This is a genomic window from Thainema salinarum CENA647, from assembly GCF_057732415.1.
Genome location: NZ_JBYJZJ010000022.1, coordinates 2,314,602 through 2,332,863, shown reverse-complemented (window position 1 = coordinate 2,332,863; position 18,262 = coordinate 2,314,602). Strand labels below are relative to the sequence as shown.

The window sequence follows — 18,262 nt, the reverse complement described above, 5'->3', positions numbered from 1 at the left end:
AGAAGCGGCACAACCACTCTCTACAGCCCATCTTCATTGCTAATCCCTATAATCGATCTCGGCCCTGCTCAGCTATCAGTTCTTGAATTTGTTGATCAAGCTGCTTGAGTAGTTCACGCAGAGCGGGGAGCGATTCGACATTGAGTGGCTGAGCCGCCAGTTCATCCCGTGCCCGGCTGCGAATTTCATTCAGTTGCTGCTGTAATTTGTAGGCTAGACCCAAGGCATCACGTCCTAAGCGATTAATAATCTGCCGCTCATAGAACTTGAGTGCCGCCCCACGTAGTACCTGTAGCGTCGCCTCCTCGCCATGTTTACCCGGCATCACCCGAAACCGAAGAAGGAGCCGTGATCCTTGATAAATCCGCTCTAGTTCGATTTGCTTAATTGATTGCACGGGCAGCATGGGCAATCCCGCCAGTCGCTTCAGTTCGCTAACGACTCCTTCAAATCGCGGTACATCTAACTTCTCAATCGCCGACTGCATCACCCCATCTTGGCTCCAGAGAATGCGGCCCTGATGTTGATGATGTTCAAAATACAGCCGACCAATGCCGTCTTTTAACACTTGTCCGAGTAGTTCATACAAAATCGTCTTGGGTTGCTGCTGCGGCAACGAGTCCAAAGGCAATGAAAAGCTCGTGATACTAAGCTCTAGCGGATTCGTTTGTCCAGGAGGAGAAGGTGGCTCTAAATGATGAGATGGGGCGGATGATTTGGCCGTATTGGTGTGCTTGACAGCCGAATGAGGTGGTTCGAATGGGTTAGGTATTAACTCAGACGAAAATTTTTCATCTGAATAATTTTCAGGTGGTTCATGTGTTGTCGAGTCGGGCGGTGTTTTCGCCTGGGTAGAAGGAGTAAATGCATTCGGTGACTGGAACTCTTCGGGAATAATCGGTTTATTGAATTCACTCTCGTCCAGCGCTAAGGTTTGATCTAATTCCGCTTCATGATTTAGCCAAGCTGATGCAGTTGGTTCAGCAAATTGCTCAGAAAACTCAATGTCCAGATCTTCTAGATCTTCCAGTTCTTCGATCTGCTCTGGAGAATCCACAATAAACGTTCTCTGCTGGTTTTGATCGGGATTAACCGGAAAAGAATGAGCCGGAGTCCGCTGATTGGTTGTGCTGGCTGAATGACCACCCGACAGCGCTGGTGCGCCTCTTTGTGAATAATTCAGGTACTGAGTTAGCATCGCGTGATGCCCATCCAGGGAAATTGGGCGGGGCACAATTGAACAGTTGATGTAAGACAGTAAGCGCCTGACATAATCTGCTGCTGCTTTATCGTCTGGGTCGACCATGCCCAAATTGAGTCGGCTGCCATCGAGAGATAAAGGAAGAACGCGGTAGTACAAACAAGCTTCCAAGGGCAGCAGTTGCTCAATCAGCGTAAACATTTGCTGCTGATTAGCCTGCGTGAGCCAGTCTTCATCGGAATGGGAATTGGAGGCGGAAGTGGGATCGATCATGTGGAGCGGCCAGATGATGACAACGATCTATCTACTATTGATCCTGGACAATTAGCGAGTTCATGTGTCAGAACCCGACTGTTTTTTTGTCAAAAGCTTGCAGTGCGAGCTCTTACAAAAAATAACTGTGAACTTTTGATCAGATTTGATAAGTTGGCTGGTCTAGATCAACTCAACCAGAAAACTGGGGAGCACTCTGTTTTTCAATGTTTCAATATGTGTAGCTACCGATCGGGCAACTTGTCTAAATGTAACTATTTTTCTCTACGTCTGATTCAATACTGAATCAGCGCAATATGCCAATTCATCTTCTGCAATTTTGAAAAATGCTGCATATTTATTCTGCCCAAAATTGGTCATTCATCAATGCGACCAAATAATGTAAATGCGGCCCAGTTGACGGGTTGAGGATAAGCTGATCGCGTAGCCAGCATGGCCTGACGCAGAGCAACCGCTCGGTTGGGGTTTTGCTGGAGCGCCTGATAAAACTCCGTCATCAGCAAAGCCGTCGGTTCATCCGGCACGGCCCATAGCGAAACAACCACACTCTCTACACCCGCTGTCAGAAACGATCGCGACAGGCCCAAAACGCCATCGCCTGTAATGTTGCCGCGTCCGGTATTGCAGGCACTGAGTACCACTAATCGCGCTGGAGTGGGCAAAGCGAAAATCTCGGCAGTCGTGAGAAAGCCGTTATCGTTTGGTGTTGGAGCTAAGGCTAAGGCTCCAGGAATACCCGTGCCGAAATCATCCAGTAACCCATGCGTTGCAAAATGCGCGATCGCAACTTCACTCAGTTGCTCGACAATTACCGCTTTGGTTGCCGCTGCGCCGATCAGCGGTTCGGTGTTCAAAATTGGCGCGATATCTAATGCCTCTTGCTCCGCACCGGATAAGGGGGGAAGGGGTGAGCGAGTCGATGGATCATTGGGCATAATCGGGTTGCCGACGACCAGAGCTGGATCGGTGCCGATATGGAGCGGTTCGCGCTGGGCAGGGTCGGTCACGAGCAGGCTAATGGCTGGAGCCAGCAGCAGCGAATGCTTTTCAATCAGGTCTGTTCCGTTCGTATCTGCCAAAGCAGGGAAGGGAACGAGGAACAACTCGCCTTGGGGAATGATGATAATCGGCGCATCTGGCTCGGTGGGCAACAGTTCAGCAATGGGTTCAACGAGTAACTGATAGAGCTGTTGGCGATTCGCCTGATCCGCTGCTTCAATAGCTTCAACGGTTTCAGGATTAATCATAGGCGCACCGTCATTTTGCACAACGGCAATGCCGCGATCGCGCACGCCCAACGCTAGCCGATTGCCCGTTACCCAATCTGCGATCGCTTTTTCGTCTAGAGACTGTCGCCGAAAATAGATTTCCCCCGTGGGTTGAACAACCCAGATATAGACCTCTTCGTCAACGAGAGAATATTCAACCAGCGTGGCGTTTTGGGCTTGGGCAATTTGCCGAATTTGGTCAACCGTGGGTGGTTCAAACTGATCGGGTGGCGGAGTTTGTCCTTGGAGGGCCAAACGGTAGGCCAGCAGTTCGGCAAAGGCTCTGGCTCGGCCTCGTTCCGAGACTTCCAGCGCTGTTGCAATGTTTGTTTGATCAACTAACGCCTGTTGCAACAAGCGGTAAGTACTGGCTTGTGTTTCAGCCAGTGAAATTTTGTCTTCGTCGGTCAGACCCGGTCGCAGCGATTCCCACAGCGTTACAGCCGCTTGTAGGGCTTCTACTGCCGCTGCCTGTTGACCCGTCTGCAACAGCAGTTCACCCATTGCGTTTAGGGTTTCACCTTCGCCCGCCGCATCGCCAATCGCCTGCTGAACTTGTCTCGCCTGTCGATACTGGTCGATTGCTGTGGTTGAATCGCCCAAGCTAGCAGCCAGATCGCCCAGATTTTGCAAACTGCGTCCCGTTCCGGCTGGATCATTCTGAGCTTGGGTCAGACCAAGCGCTTTTTCCAGATACAGTCGAGCTTTTTCGGCATCACCCAGGCTGAGATAAGCTTCCCCAACCCGGTTGAGCGCTCTGGCTTCTCCGGCTGGATCGTTGCCACGCCGATAGCTGGCAAGGCTCTGCTTGGCAAACCGCAGCGCTGCCGCCTGATCGCCCGTTTTGCTGTAGGCCAAAGCTAAGCTGCTGAGGATAATGCCCTCGCGCGGTTCCGGTCGCCGCCAACTGCGATCGCGATTGGTCAAGTTCTGATGAATAGCTAACGCCTGCTGAAGTAAATCCAGCGCTTTCTCGGTTTGACCCAGACGAATATAGGTCACACCCAAATTCGTCAGCGTATCGCTTTCCCCCTGCGGATCGCCTACGGTTTGGCGAATGTTGGCGCTTTGCTGATAGTAGTCCAGGGAATTTGCATACTGCCCCATCTCGTCATAAACGTTGCCAATCCGATCCAGCGTATCGCTCACTCGGAGCTGATCGCCGCCCGATTGGTACACCTGAAGCGCTGTCTGAAACGTCGCCAATGCCGCCGCAAATTCACCCTGATCCATCTGCTGCTCACCCAAGCGATACAGGTCAGCCGCATCGTCCGTGAATAAACAAACCGTGGCCGGACGAATCGGACAGGTTTTACTCGAAAGTGGATTGTCCCTCAGATTCAGCTCCGCTAGATTTTGCAGCGCCGCCAATGCCTCAACCTGAGCAATTTGGTTATCGCTCAAATCCAATTCAACCAAGCGATTCAGCAACGCCAACGGTTCAGACTCAGTAATACGGTTATGGGCTAAGTCGAGGTTTGTAAGCCGAAGTTGCGATCGCAGTTCCTCAACATCCGTAATCTGATTTTGAGCTAGATAGAGTTCCGCCAAGTTGGGCAAATTAGCTAATGGTTCAACTGACGAGATTTGGTTGTTGTTGGCATAGAGAACAGTTAGCGATCGCAGATTTTCTAGAGGGCTTAAATCGATAATTTGATTATTATCTAAATACAGTGTTGTAAGATTTTGTAAATTAGAAATTGGGCTTAAATCTGTAACTTGATTATCTAGGAGATACAGCTCAGTTAAACTCGCCAAATTTTCTAATGAGCTTAGATTGGAAATCTGATTTTGCCCCAAATAGAGAGACTGTAATTGGGGCAAAGTAGATAGCGGAGCAAGACTGGCAATTTGACGATTCGTTAAATCCAAGGTGGTCAAGCTAAGCAGTTGATTGTTAGCCGTTTGGCAGTCTTCGTTGCCTGCAATTTCCAATAAAACTGAAACTGTATGCTGCTCTACTTCAGGTAATTGATCCTGCTGGATACACCAATCAAGAAACTGAGTAAATTCCTGTGCATTTGCTCGTGAATAAGCAGAGGCACTAGCTGAAATTAGCAGCACTGCTGGAGCCGTTTGAAGTAGCTGCTTTATCCTTAACATCTAGATCGCTCTCCACTTGGCAGAATGGCATTGCACAAATTTGCGCCTTGTAGATTCGCCCCTTCTAAATCCGCATTTGTTAGAATTGCCGATTCCAAATCAGCATTGGCCAAATTTGTATTACTCAAGTCAGCATTCTCTAGGCTGGCTCCCACTAAGTCCGTATTTTTTAGATTTGCGCCAGATAAATTCGCCCCTTCTAAATAAGCTCCAACCAAATCTAATCCACTGAGATTAATTCCAGTAAGATTACATCTCACACAGTCGTATCTAGCCTGTAATCGCCTCACATTTACGGCTTGCTCAAGTTCAACCAAATTTACTTCTTCAATAGGATTATTCTCAAGATAAAGTTCAACTAGCTGATCCAAATTCGAGAGCGTATCAACTTGAGCAATTTGGTTTGAATTAAGCTGTAAATTACTCAGGTTTCCTAAGCCGGCTAGCGGCTCAATATTAGAAATTTGATTGTCGTCCAACACTAGAATCTGTAAATTTATCAGCTCAGATAAACTATTAATTTCTACAATTTGATTTCTGGGTAGATAGAGCTGAGTCAAATTGATCAATTTTTTTAATTCCTGTAAATCTTGAATCTTGTTGTCGCCCAAATCTAGCTCAACTAAATTCGTTAACGCTGCTAATGGTTGCAAATCTTGAATGTCATTCTGATTGGCATACAGCTTTTGCAAATTCGTGAGTTGAGCCAACGGACTGAGATCCGAAATTGAATTGTTATCGAGCGACAGCACCCGCAGATTGATCAGACCTGACAACGGCGTGAGATCGGTAATCTGATTGCTGCCCAAATACAGCTCAGTCAACTGGGTGAGTGAAGCCAACAGGCTCAAATCCTGAAGCTGAGCATTATTCACGGTCAGCGTTGTGAGACTAATCAAAAACTGACCCGCCTCCTGGCAGTCCGACGTTTGCGCGACTTGGAGCAGGGCATCAAGCGTCTGTTGTGCAGAAGGAGCGAGGGTTTCCCGCTGCTGGCATTGGGTAGCAAAGTCCGAGGCATGGGCTGCTTGTGGAGTAGTGAGGAGGGTCAGAAGCGCGATCGCACTTCCACACCAGCTCCACCGCCCAAGTCCAGGTTGAATCCATTGGCTTTGATGATTCCCCATGCCCATCTCCTGAGAAGAATACTGTGAAGGCTAATTAAGTCCTATTTCAGTGCTGTAAAACGATCCGGAATTCTGCGATCGCAAAGTGTAAATCTTATGCAAACTATTGGCTCACCTTTGAACTCTGTTGATCAATATCAGATATCATCCAAAACCATCGCATCGGGCTGCATTGCAACAAATTGCTTGGACATATAAGTAGCTGCACATAAATATTTAAAAACTTGGGGGAGCGCCCCTGAGGGGCGCTCCCCCAAGTTTTTAAGTGCGTTTATTCATGCCAACCTACTTATCTAAACCGGATTTGAACCGGATATACCGGAAACGAACCCATTCAATATCAAAAATTTGATGTACCGTAATGAACCAGCCTTCCCGTCGGTTGAACTATCGTCATTGGCGGCGAGCAACAGCCGCTTTAGCCTGTTTGGCCATCTTCGCGACATTGCCAACCCGTGCATCCACACCCGAACAAGCCAGCATTGACGACATCTTGGGCAACAGCAGCGAACTGCTGATTCGGCGCAGCGGTCGGCGAGAATCAGCCCAAACGGGTTCGGTGCTGCAACAGGTGCGCGATGCGCTAGTTACCGTGCCGCCCAATAACGCTCGTGCCCTGCTGCGGTTTCTGTCCGGCAGCGGCGACGACCTGAACATGTACATGCAGACCAATCCCCATCCGGAGTCGGCCATTTACTACTTCCCCTGCCAGGTGCGCGGCGGCGACTACATTATCGGCTGGGGGCTGGCTCGCAACGAGTCGCGGGGTTGCGAAACGGGGCTGCAAGTCGTGCGCGGCGGCAGCACCAGCGCTCAGATGCCTAACCCATCGCCCACGGCAGCGCTGGAGTCACCACCGGAATCAGCCCTCATGCTGGCGAACAAGCAACTGGCTCAAGCGGGTGCTCGCCAAATCTTCTGGTGCAGCACCGCAGGCAGCAGCGGCAGCGTTAACTTTGCCACCTCATCCGCCAGCGATCCCTGCACAACTGCCCTCCAAGACTGCCCAGACGGTAACTGCGAAGTCCTCACTACGGGATTCTGGTGGACGAATGAAGCAAATCTCCAGGCAACGCTAAGTTGTGCCAATAACCAATCCTTCTCGGTGACGGGTACAGGAGAATCACTGGCCGACCAAATTCCCGGCCTGCTCCAGCAGGGACAGGGTCAGGCTTGCAGCCTGCAAGTCTTGCGACCCCAGGATTTCGTGATTGTGCCCGCACCGGATGATGTCGTGACCGCAATGGGCGACGATGAGATTTTGGTGCAAACGCGAGAAACGGCTGATGGACTGCGCGTGGATGTCCTAAAAGGTGCGATCAACGTCCGCTCAACCGATCAGGCGGAACCGAGATTACTGCGGGAAGGTGAGCAATACGTTCATACCGAATCCGGCAGCACGCAAACCACGTTTGACCGCGATGAGGCTCTGACCTCAATCGATATGGAAGTGCTCTGCGCCTTTGCCTCCTATCCAGACAACAACCTCAACGTTTCTGCCTGCAATGAAGCCAATTTAGGCGCAGTTAGCACCACAACGACGGGTGGATCGGTGGCATTTTGCGATCGCGAACAGGCCAGCGGTGGTCAAGAGGGCGATCAGCGCACGGTGCAAATGGGCAGCAATCGCGGCGAAATTGAAATTGAGTATGAAATGTACGGCGTACCAGATCGGTTGCAGATTATCTACGAGGGTAAAGAGCTGCTCAATACGGGATTCGTCTCAGGCAACAACCGCGTTTCCGTGCCGTTTGAGGGTAAATCCGGTCGGGTTGAAGTGATTATCACAGGTAATCAACAGGAATCAGGTACGCAATGGGACTACACGCTGTATTGTCCGTAGATGATTTGTAGATTGATAGCCGTGATTGAGGGTGCGATCGCAATTCCCAAATGTACGTCACCCAAATCTAATCATTCCGTAAGGGCGGGTTTTGTTCACCAATTTTGATTTAGACCGATCACCTAACGGCTAAATCCGCCCCTACAAATGGTTGGCATCAAAAACAGAACTTGTTTCTTTAAACCAATAAATCTGACATTAACCAGTACTGATATGAAACGTTCTATCCGTTTTTTTCTAATTGCACTGAGCGCCCTGCTGTTTACCTGCTGGGGTGGGCCGCTGTCACTGCGGTTTAGTTCTCCCGCTTATTCTGTTCCGCCACCGTTCGAATTGGCGCAATCTTCCCTGGCGGCCAATCGGCTAGCAACGTTTGTTGAAGCCGATCAGCTTTATCGTCAAGGCAACGTGGCGGCGGCAGAAGATCTCTACCGTCAGGTGAAACCGGAATTTGCCACCCACTCTTTCTCGGAAGCACCAGAACCGATTTACGAACCGGAAGCCCTGGCAGCGGAAAATGCGGCCTACTGGACAACTGCCCAAACTGCCCTAGAAGCTGACGATGAAGTTGGGGCCGTTACCGCCCTACAGCAGCTCAATGCCGCTCAACCGGAATTTATTCCAGGTTTATTGCAACTGGTCGAGCTGCTTCAGGAGAACGATCAGGAAGACGAAGCCCTGGCTGTCCTAGAACAAGCCGCAACCCTCTATCCCTATGCCGCTGATGTGGTGATGGCCCAGGTGCAGGCGCTGTCAGATGAAGGCGATCATTTAGAAGCTGCGATCGCAGCTCGCGAATTTGCCGTTCTCAACCTGGATCATCCTCAAGCCGGTGAGTTTGAAGAAATTGCCGAAGATGAACTCGACGAGTTTACCGATTCTCGTAAGCGTGATTCTCTTTTAGGCGGCGCAGCCAGCATCATCGGCGGTTTGCTCTCTGGCGACCGTGTGCCCTGGGAATCCTGGGATTCTGCGGTAGAAACCTATGACATGGTGCAACTCATGCTATCGGATGAATCTGAATTTGGCGAAAAGATTGCCGAAGAGTACAAGCAGCAGCTTTCGCTGGTGGAAGACCCAGTCATCGTCGATTACGTTACCCAACTGGGTTTAGAAGTGGCTCAACTGATGGGCCGCGATTTTGACTATGAGTTTTATGTGGTCAACGATAGCGCCATTAATGCGTTTGCCCTACCCGGTGGCAAAATCTTTGTGAATACGGGAGCCATCTTAGCCGCAAATTCTCAAGCTGAACTGGCAGGAGTCTTAGCTCACGAAGCCGCTCACGTGGTCTTCTCCCACGGGATCCAAAGCTTTTTCAGAAATGACCTGCTCTCTCAATTTTCAGATGAAATCCCGATGGGAGAGTTCGTGACTGAACTGATCAGTATGCAATATAGCCGTGAGCAAGAACGAGATTGCGACATTCTCGGTAGCCGCGTTTTGGCAACCGCAGGATACGCCGCCGATGGTCTGCGCAACTTCATGGTGACGCTCAGCCAAAGTGCCCAGTCAGAGCAAATTGAGTTTCTGTCGAGCCACCCCACGTCAGAATCCAGGGTTCAGTATATGGAAGAACTGATTCAGCGCAATGGCTATAACCGCTATGCCTTGGAAGGGGTAGACAAGCACTCCGAAATTCAAGCGATGCTGGGATAATTGTGATCTCCAAATGAGCGAATGCCGCTACCGTTCAACGGTAGCGGCATTCGCTCATTTGGAGATCTGCTAGCTAATAATGTACGGCGAAGTTACGGCTGGAAAACGTCCAGCGTACACACCTGCCTGATAGATGACTGCTGCTACCTCCGCGCGAGTAGCGGGATGATTGGGGCGCAACTGGCGCACATCGGGAAAATTGACCACAAAATGATGCACCGTGGCGCTGGCAACAAAGGGGCGGGCAAACTCTGGGATTTCGAGATGATCTTGATAGAAATTGAGGATTGACTCGTCTTCGGTATCCAGGTTTAAGCCGTTAATCAGCGAGACGTAGAGCTGCACCCGTGAGAGCGGCTGATTCGGGGCAAAGGTTTGATTAGGGAAACCAGACAGAAACTCGGCCTGATAAGCTTGCTGAATCGCTGCCGCTGCCCAAAAGTTGGCGGGCACGTCGGTAAACTCAATGCTGCTTCGTTTCGCAGGCGGATCGAAGACTCGCTTGATCAGCACCGTATATTCTGCTCGCGTAATCGGCAAATCGGGCCGAAACGTGCCGTCCACAAAGCCGCTGACCATCTGCTGATGGGTCAAACCGTAGATAAAATCGGCGGCCCAGTGATCTTGAGTATCGGCGTAGAAGGGAATGGTGGTATCGGGCCGCACAATGTAGGGCGAGGCAATTACAGGGGCGCGTCCCTGCACAACCAGCGCTTGATAGACCGTTGCCGCCATTTCGGCCCGCGTCATCTCGCGCATAGGATTTAGCTCGTCGTAGTGGGGATAGTTCACGACCAGACGACGCTGAGTGGCAATTTCCAGAGCTTCAATCGCATAGGGTGGAATCTGGGCGCGATCGCGATAAATCCGCAGGGCATCCGGTACTCCCCCGGTTAACCGCAGTCCGTTTACTAGCGACACCAAACCCTGCACTCGCGTCAGGTTGGCATCAGGCCGAAACGAGCGATCGAGGTATCCCGCCAAAAATCCCATTGTGTTTGCCTGCCGAATCGCTTCATAGGCCCAAAACTGGGGCGACACGTCTACAAAGTTACTCGCCGAACGCACCGCTTCTTGGCGAAACGCCGCCATCAGAACCGCCGCATACTGGGCACGGGTAATCTTGGCGTTGGGCCGAAAGGTGCCGTCTAGAAAGCCGCGTACGATATTGAGATTAGCCAATCCTTCTACAAAGGGAGCGGCCCAATGTTCTGTTAAATCCTGAAATCGGGTTGCAACTGGATTTGCGATCACACCTCCAACCTCCGAACCGTTCGACGGATTTGGCCTAGATTGCAGCGGCAGCGAAGAATACACTTCACTGGCCACCCACTCGACTTGCCCTCGCACGCGGGTAGGATTCAGGTCGTTGCCGACGGATTGCACAGGCAATTCAGTGGCGTTGTGCAAGTCATAGTTACCGTTGCGGCGTAGACTATTCAGCCCCGGATTCTGCGGATGCCCCAGATCTACCACCGCCTGATCAAGCAGAACTAAACCCTCAGCCTGATTTTGCTCCACCACGTTTTGCCGCAGAACGGGACGCGCCTGTCCCCAAATTAGAATGCCAACTTGATTAAACGTGACTCGATTGGCAGTTACCAACGGAGCAGCCTGTTCACCAATAGCCAACCCGTATCCGGTGCGGCGAAAGGCATTGCGATGAATTTCACCCTTGGCCGAATGCACCATTGAGATGCCGCTGAGCCGATTTTGCTCAAACACATTGTCAATTAGGGCCGGATTGGCATTGCCGCTGATAAATACACCCTCCCGCCCGCAGCGGCTAAATGTATTGTGGGCCAGCGTCGGATCGGCAGACTCAATCCAAACGCCTGAACCGTTTTCCGATGGATTGGAAACGGTGATCCCGCGCAGTTCCGCCCCAGACTGCATGACAAACGCCACGTTCTGCGGCACAAAACCGTTGCTGGTGTGTAACCCTCCCCCCGTGATGACAATATCCTGTCCCCAGTTGACCTCATCGCCTGCGATCGCAACCTGAGCCGGCACCCGCAGCGGAAACTGTTCACCATTGGCGGCATTATACTGCCCCGCTTCGAGCTGAATTGTAGCCCCGGCCTGCACCTGGCTCAGTGCCCAAGTCAGCGTCTTATAGGGCTGTTCTGCGCTGCCATAGCCCAACTGATCCCGACCTCGACGCGGATCAACATAAATCACTACCGATCGGGACACAGAACTAACCATTAGTCGCTTCCTAAGCTGGCGCGATCCAGAAAAATCATGCCGTTTTCCATGCCGCCCACAAAAAGATCAGCTAAAGCTTAAAAGCGAGTTCCCGATCTGCTACTGCTTTGCAACGAGTCTTAATGGTACAGTCCCCTATGTATGCTTCGATACCAATAAACGGTACATCAACCATCAAAAATCCCGAAGAATCACTCATTGTCGCCGGAGCGTGTTTACAAAATGCAGATCTTCGAGTTTTTGGACAAGATTTGATATGAAATCCGCGCATAAAACCCCAATTACTGTTGAGACGGTCAGGCCGGGCCTGACCGTCTCAACAGTAATTGGGGTTCTTTCTAGCTGTTAACCAGCAGCTTAATAAGCAGCATGTATAGCCCAATACAAAAGCACCAAGATACCGCCCAAAATAAATACACTAGAGACTGCGATCGCAGGTGAGGTATCGGCATTGTCAAACTTCATGATGCCGCGATTTTGCTGAGTCATAGCAAGTTTTACTCCTTTGGCTTGAAATAGTTGAAATGGTGGCTATGCCCGAATCCGTCATACTCACATCTTGCACTTTGCACTTTGAAAACCCGAAGAGGTTGTTTTGTTGCCGCGATGCGGCAACAAAACAACCCTTCTGGGTTTAGTACAAGATGTGAGTCATACAAATCATTTATGTGGCGGTGCTCAATATCATGACCTGATAACCGCCTATATGTTTATGCTAGCCATAGTAATTTTGGGATCACTAGATTTTTAATTTGCTCTTTAGCAAAAGCAATTTGGCATTACAAAACGCAACATTTTGGTGTTTTCCAGAGCGATCTGCCATGCAATCGTCAATTCAATTTTGGCCAGTCAACCCAAGTTTTCTAAACCAGATTTGGCATCAACAGGTATAGTTCTGACTAAAAGCTCTTATCCTGAATCTTTTGCTTGTGAAACTTGCTCTTATTGTTCTGCTGATTGGTCTAGTTGTCGCTGTTGTTCTCGAACTCAGCCTGCGACGGATGTACGGCTTTGGCAATCCGCTGCTCTATGTGGCCGATGTGCAAACCGGATACCGAATTGCCCCCAATCAAAGCGTGCGCCGCTCCGGCAATCGGATTCAAATCAACCAGTATTCCATGCGCAGTAGCGAGATAACGCCGACTCGGCCAGCTAACACCCTGCGAATTCTGCTGCTGGGCGACTCGATTGCCAACGGTGGCTGGTGGACAGATCAAGCGGATATTTTGTCAGAGCAAATCACCCAGCAGTTGCGATCGCACCTTTCAACCCTTACCGTTAACGGCGAAACCCCGCAATCTGTGGAAGTGCTCAACGCCTCAGCCAACTCTTGGGGGCCACGCAATGAACTGGCGTATCTGGCAAAGTTTGGCTCGTTTGAATCGCAAGCAATTGTGCTGCTGATTAATACCGATGATTTGTTTACGATTGCGCCGACATCGCTACAGGTGGGCCGCGATCGCAACTATCCCGCCAGCAAACCTCCGCTAGCCATAATCGAAGTGATTCAGCGCTATGCGCTTAAACCTGATCCCATTCCAGAACTACAGGAACTGCGGCAGGAAGGTGGCGATCGGGTAGCCGCCAATATGGAAGCGATGCGCCAGATTAAAGCGATTGCCCAGCAGAACAACAGCTTCTTGCTGATTGCCATGACGCCGCTGCTGCGGGAAGTGGGTGAACCGGGCCCACGCGACTATGAGCTAGAGGCGCGGCGACGACTACAGGATTTTATGCGCTACGAAAACATTCCCTATATTGACTATCTGCCGATGTTTAGCCAGGCCGAATCCGCCGAGGCGCTCTATCGAGACAACATTCACCTCAGTTTGACGGGCAATCAGATCGTGCGCGATCGCATCGTCGAAACGTTACTCAACCAGTTCAACTCGCTATCCGCCTTGCCTGGAACAGCCGAGTTTACACCTGCTGCAACCGGGACTGAACCATTCAGCACCAGTAACCGCGATCGCACCACCGATTCGGTCATTGACGACCCCTGGGCTACTCCTTAACAGATACGCAGTCCAGCTAAATCCGCGTTTCTTAGTGTCTGTGCAAGCTTTGGCTAGGCCAAGCTTGCACAGACACTAAGAAACGCGGATTTATTAAGGTGCAATCTTTGGGGTAGGGACACGGCACTGCCGTGTCCCTACGAATGGAACGGTTTACAGGCTATTTGATCCACAATCTTAAGTTAGGTTCTGATACAGGGACTCGATAAACGACAAGTCGTCAATCACCTGAATGACCTTTAAAGCAAAAGCGCGCAGCAATACTGCGCGCTTCTGTTGGATGTTAGGTGTATCGTCCCCATCTCAATAAGGCCGTGACCACGTAAAGCACAATGGCCGAGCCAATAATCGACGGGATAATCGTTACCCCTTCGAACTGCCAGTTCAAAAAGTCAAAGTCGATTCCATATTGATTGCGGACGAGTGCATGTGCCCAGGCCCCAAACCACACGCCTGCAAGGCCGATGAGAATCAACCCAAAAATCTTGCCCGGTATTGTGCGTGGCACCAGCGCATTTGCGATCGCAGCACAGATGGCTGCAATGATGAGCTGAATGAGGATTTGTTTCGGATCCATTGTCCTAACCCCCTTATGATTGACCCAACTCCTGCGATCGCGCACTTGCAGCTCGGACAGCTTCGATCAATGCCGAACGGAGTCCCAGCTCTTCCAGCTTGGCGATCCCCGTAATGGTCGTACCGCCTGGACTGGTAACGCGATCCTTCAGCACCCCAGGATGTAAACTCTCTGCCTGAATTAATTCTGCCGTACCGCGCACGGTTTGGATCGCTAATTGTAGGGCAATCGGACGCGGTAAACCTGCCGCTACACCACCATCAGCCAGAGCTTCAATTACCAGCGCCACATATCCCGGCCCTGATCCCGACAGGCCCGTGACTGCATCCATCAAATATTCCGGCACCTCCACTACGTCGCCAATCGCCTCTAACACCTGTCGCGCTTGGGTTAGATGATGGGATTGAACCTGCTGTCCCAGTGCGATCGCAGTCATGCCTGCCCCCACTGTAGCAGGCGTATTCGGCATGGCTCGAATCACCGCCTGATTAGGGAAAGCGGCTTCTAAACGGCTGAGCGGGGTGCCTGCCAAAATAGACAATACGCAAGCTGTGGGTGCGATCGCAGCTGCCGCCAACTCAGCTGCAACAACGGGGAAGATTTGAGGCTTAATTGACAGCAGCACAATGTTTTCAGCCTGAGCAACCTGCATGTTTGCTGTCGTCGTTTGCACCCCATAGGTTTGCTCTAAATACGTCCGACGGCTCTCGGCTGGATCGCTAACTAAAACAGCATCCGGTGCATATAAGTTCCGATGAAGAAGGCGGGATAAAATGGCTTCTCCCATTACCCCGCCTCCAATCATGCCAAATTGAATCGACATCGAATAATCTACGCTCATCAGTAGTGGTAATCAGGTAATGAATTTAGGTTGTATGAGCCAGCCCACACAACCTAAATTCATTACCGTTTTGAGAACTACTCGCTAATCTACGCCATACGAACCTGTGGTTCAACGCCCCATGCTGGAGTGGGAGCAGCCTGCTGCGGGCGCATGTGGGGCTGAGGCTGAGGCTCATGCATATCGTTTTGTAAATCAAGCTGAGTGCTGACCTGAACACAATTGGGAGTGAAGAGGAAAATGCTCTCGCCAATGCGCTCTTGATGCCCATCAATGGCGTAAGTACCACCCGCCACGAAGTCAACAGCACGCTGAGCCTGATCCGGATCCATGATGGTTAGGTTGAGCACAACGGACTTGCGCTCACGTAATGCCTGAATCGCTTGCGGCATCTCTTCAAACGAACGAGGTTCCATGACGACAACTTCTGACATGCCATTCATGGCTCCGGGCATTCCGATTACGTTATTCATAGAAGATACCATTCCGGGTTCTGAATTCATTACACGATCTCTAACTCGACGACGACTGCGGATTTCTTCCTGAGGCTGCTGGGGAGGAGGAGCAACAGGCATGGGCGCTTGAGGCGGCATATGCTGCTCTTCTTGATAAAGGTTCTGATACTCTTCGACCCCATCCATCTCGTCATATTCGTATTCGTAATCGGCTGGGTCACTTAAGCCCACAAAATCCCGTAACTTCGTGAAGATACTACTGCTCACGGTTCACGCTCCATCACGACTAGAGTTAACAGTTCAATCAATTCTTTGGCTAATCGCTAGTTAGCAAATTGATTAAACATCAAAAACCAAACAAAAGCAAAACTTTTTTCGGATTGAGACTATTGTCTCTCCAATGAGCTGTTTCGCGCTGTTCTTAATCAAGAATTAAGGCCTGTATGTACAGCTCATGTGATCGCAACTTTGCCAAAAATCCGAACCGAAAATCAATAAGCGCTAAAGGCTTTCTTCGCCTCGTTTTTGCTGGTTGTCTTTCAACATTGAGTCCACAGTATACATCAATTTTCCAAAGTCAACCCTTTGTTAATTTCTTGTCAAAATTGAGCTGGCGATGATGGCTAATCCAAGCCTGTAGAATTCTTGTTCTACCTGATCAAACCCTTGTCAGCCGAGGGGTTGAGCGGATGGTTGTATATCTAAGATTTTAATAATGACGTTGTATTCACTTAACGGTTCGAAAGAGAAGGGGGAGTACTCGATTGGACAAGCTTAATTCCTCTAACGCTCTGTTAAATTTTCATCTGAAGGTTCAACAATCACTGAAAACGTATTCGATTTAACAAATTGCCAGCACAAACTTAGCGGACATCGTTATCAAAATAAAGACTGATGTCAGCTTAAATAAGAAAATGCATGCCAAAAGCTGATCTGATAACTGAAAAAACAAGTCACAGATCTCTGCCGAGCTAAACTCAACAGCTATAAAACTAGTGGTGAAATTATCCAGATAAGTTAGATATAGAGCGATTACAACTGCCCATATCCCATCCTGATGAGAAACTCCAGTTTCTCATCGGAACTGGGTTCAACTGTATCTGTATTTTTATGGTTTGACCCTGATTTTGAGATCAGCGTTGAGACCGATCGAGGACAATGTCCCAATTCTTACTGAGATTGCGTGCGGCTTAGCCGCCAAGACAAATCGGGAGATTGTCCGAGCCGTTCTCCACTTACTGCTGAAGGATAGCACTATTTATCAGAAATGGAACACGACAGTCAAATATTGTGAGATGAACACGGGGTAAGGTGCCAAATTCGTATCTATGCTGAAGTTTCACCTACTGTCTCATCTGGGTTCAATCTAGAATCTGATCAATATATGCGCTGTCCAAACAGGCTGCGACCAATTCGCACCATCGTCGAACCAGCCCGAATTGCGATCGCATAATCCGCCGACATCCCCATCGAAAGTTGATCCATCGGCCAATCCGTTTCTTGAGCCAGTTGATGCGCTAACTCCCGCACCTGAATAAATCCCTGTTCCGTTTCAGCTTCGGTTAATCCCAACGGCAAAATCGTCATCAGGCCGCGAATGGGTAAATGTTCACACTTGAGTAATTCCGGTAAATCCTGCCGCAGCTCTGGCATTGTCCAGCCATACTTGTTGGGATCAGGCAGTGGTTTAACCTGAAGGCACATTTGCGGCACTCGCTCTAAATCGGCGGCGAACCGATTTAGCCGTTGGGCCAGCTTCAGGCTATCGACGGAATGAATCCAGTCAAACTGCTCTAGTGCTTTCTGGGCCTTATTACTCTGAAGATGACCGATAAAGTGCCAAATAATATCAGCAGAGGTTAGGATCTCTTGTTTCTCTGCCGCTTCTTGAACTTTGCTTTCACCAAAGTCGCGCAGTCCAGCGTCATACGCAATCTTCATGGCCTCCACTGGAATTTGCTTAGAGACCGCGATTAGACAGACATGCGGCGGTATGGACTGCCGCACTTGAGCAATCTGATCAGCAATTTCAGAGTTAGATAAAACCATAATCAGTTGATGATTTAGCCCGCCTACCTATCAAATTGGGCGTTAGACAGCCGCAAAACAGTAACTCGTTACTGAAATGTACGTTTATAGGTCTGTAAAAGCTGGTCATATTCGGTATACTGCCCCGTTCGTCTCAACAGGCGCAGGCGATTTTCGAGGACTACACGAGCGTCGGTGCGAGTGGTTGGATCAAACCGCGTTCCACTACCCGATATCGTCACAATGAAAAATAGACGTTGCGCATAGAGGGTCGAAAATAGCTCGCTGTTCTCATCAATGACACAGATCCGGAACAGCAAACCAAATGTTGGATGATTTAAATAGGTTTCAGCACTCATTCAAGCTTGGCTTTCAGATGAATGTTCAACATGGGCAATCTATCAATGGTTAGAGGAGCTATTTTACACTGTTTTGTGACTGTATTCAGTACATAGCAAGGGTTTCAGCTAATTAAAAGTACGCCTAAATATAGAATCTCGAATGAATCTCAAAATAGGGTATTGTCTCTAAAGCGTGAAAAATAGTATTGGGTCAAGATTACCGCTATCCCGACCTATATTACTGCCTTTGCTACTTTTTCTAATCTGATAGTTGATAGAACTCAATCGTTTGGGAGTGAGGAGCAAGGCCTGAAGCGTTGGCG

At 49.9% G+C, this 18,262-nt stretch carries 13 protein-coding genes; 3 read left to right on the top strand and 10 right to left on the bottom strand.

Annotated features, from left to right (window positions below; genetic code table 11):
* Positions 1 to 46: 46 nt before the first annotated feature.
* The 3 genes from AC286M_RS17155 to AC286M_RS17145 all read right to left on the bottom strand — a co-directional run bounded on the left by AC286M_RS17155 (position 47) and on the right by AC286M_RS17145 (position 5,972).
* Entirely contained in the window at positions 47 to 1,474 is a 1,428-nt protein-coding gene (locus AC286M_RS17155; protein ID WP_488205548.1) for a GspE/PulE/PilB domain-containing protein, read from the bottom strand.
* Positions 1,475 to 1,830: 356 nt separating this feature from the next.
* Complete coding sequence (locus tag AC286M_RS17150) at positions 1,831 to 4,845, bottom strand: CHAT domain-containing protein (RefSeq protein WP_488205547.1); 3,015 nt, start codon at positions 4,843 to 4,845, stop codon at positions 1,831 to 1,833.
* Complete coding sequence (locus AC286M_RS17145) at positions 4,839 to 5,972, bottom strand: leucine-rich repeat domain-containing protein (RefSeq protein WP_488205546.1); 1,134 nt, start codon at positions 5,970 to 5,972, stop codon at positions 4,839 to 4,841. Before AC286M_RS17145 ends, AC286M_RS17150 begins: the two co-directional genes overlap by 7 nt.
* A gap of 361 nt (positions 5,973 to 6,333) precedes the next feature.
* Here AC286M_RS17145 and AC286M_RS17140 point away from each other — a divergent pair, with 361 nt between their 5' ends.
* On the top strand, positions 6,334 to 7,815 hold the full coding sequence (locus AC286M_RS17140) for a hypothetical protein (protein ID WP_488205545.1): 1,482 nt from the start codon (positions 6,334 to 6,336) through the stop codon (positions 7,813 to 7,815).
* A gap of 213 nt (positions 7,816 to 8,028) precedes the next feature.
* Positions 8,029 to 9,474 carry a M48 family metallopeptidase gene (locus AC286M_RS17135; RefSeq protein WP_488205544.1) on the top strand — a complete coding sequence of 482 codons (1,446 nt, stop codon included), beginning with the start codon at positions 8,029 to 8,031 and terminating at the stop codon, positions 9,472 to 9,474.
* 69 nt (positions 9,475 to 9,543) lie between these two features.
* Here the strand turns inward: AC286M_RS17135 and AC286M_RS17130 are convergent, their stop codons facing one another.
* Together AC286M_RS17130 and AC286M_RS17125 are read right to left on the bottom strand one after the other, a co-directional pair.
* A complete protein-coding gene (locus AC286M_RS17130; RefSeq protein ID WP_488205543.1) occupies positions 9,544 to 11,682 on the bottom strand; it encodes an S-layer homology domain-containing protein in 2,139 nt (712 codons plus the stop codon).
* A 357-nt stretch (positions 11,683 to 12,039) separates the two neighbouring features.
* Positions 12,040 to 12,171 (bottom strand): hypothetical protein, encoded by a 132-nt coding sequence (locus AC286M_RS17125; protein WP_488205542.1) that lies wholly within the window; start codon positions 12,169 to 12,171, stop codon positions 12,040 to 12,042.
* Between the two features lie 440 nt (positions 12,172 to 12,611).
* Here AC286M_RS17125 and AC286M_RS17120 point away from each other — a divergent pair, with 440 nt between their 5' ends.
* Positions 12,612 to 13,697, top strand: coding sequence for an SGNH/GDSL hydrolase family protein (locus AC286M_RS17120; protein WP_488205541.1), 1,086 nt, complete (start codon positions 12,612 to 12,614; stop codon positions 13,695 to 13,697).
* Positions 13,698 to 13,980: 283 nt separating this feature from the next.
* Here the strand turns inward: AC286M_RS17120 and AC286M_RS17115 are convergent, their stop codons facing one another.
* The 5 genes from AC286M_RS17115 to pipX form a co-directional block, all read right to left on the bottom strand.
* Positions 13,981 to 14,274: a hypothetical protein gene (locus AC286M_RS17115; protein ID WP_488205540.1), complete on the bottom strand. Its 294-nt coding sequence runs from the start codon at positions 14,272 to 14,274 to the stop codon at positions 13,981 to 13,983.
* Between the two features lie 13 nt (positions 14,275 to 14,287).
* Positions 14,288 to 15,115 (bottom strand): pyrroline-5-carboxylate reductase, encoded by an 828-nt coding sequence (gene proC / locus AC286M_RS17110; protein ID WP_488205539.1) that lies wholly within the window; start codon positions 15,113 to 15,115, stop codon positions 14,288 to 14,290.
* Positions 15,116 to 15,204: 89 nt separating this feature from the next.
* A complete protein-coding gene (locus AC286M_RS17105) occupies positions 15,205 to 15,837 on the bottom strand; it encodes a cell division protein SepF (protein WP_488205538.1) in 633 nt (210 codons plus the stop codon).
* A 1,110-nt stretch (positions 15,838 to 16,947) separates the two neighbouring features.
* On the bottom strand, positions 16,948 to 17,619 hold the full coding sequence (locus AC286M_RS17100; protein ID WP_488205537.1) for a YggS family pyridoxal phosphate-dependent enzyme: 672 nt from the start codon (positions 17,617 to 17,619) through the stop codon (positions 16,948 to 16,950).
* Positions 17,620 to 17,687: 68 nt separating this feature from the next.
* The gene (gene pipX / locus AC286M_RS17095) at positions 17,688 to 17,957 is read right to left on the bottom strand and encodes a transcriptional coactivator PipX (protein WP_488205536.1); all 270 of its coding nucleotides are present in this window, start codon (positions 17,955 to 17,957) and stop codon (positions 17,688 to 17,690) included.
* Positions 17,958 to 18,262 lie beyond the last annotated feature (305 nt).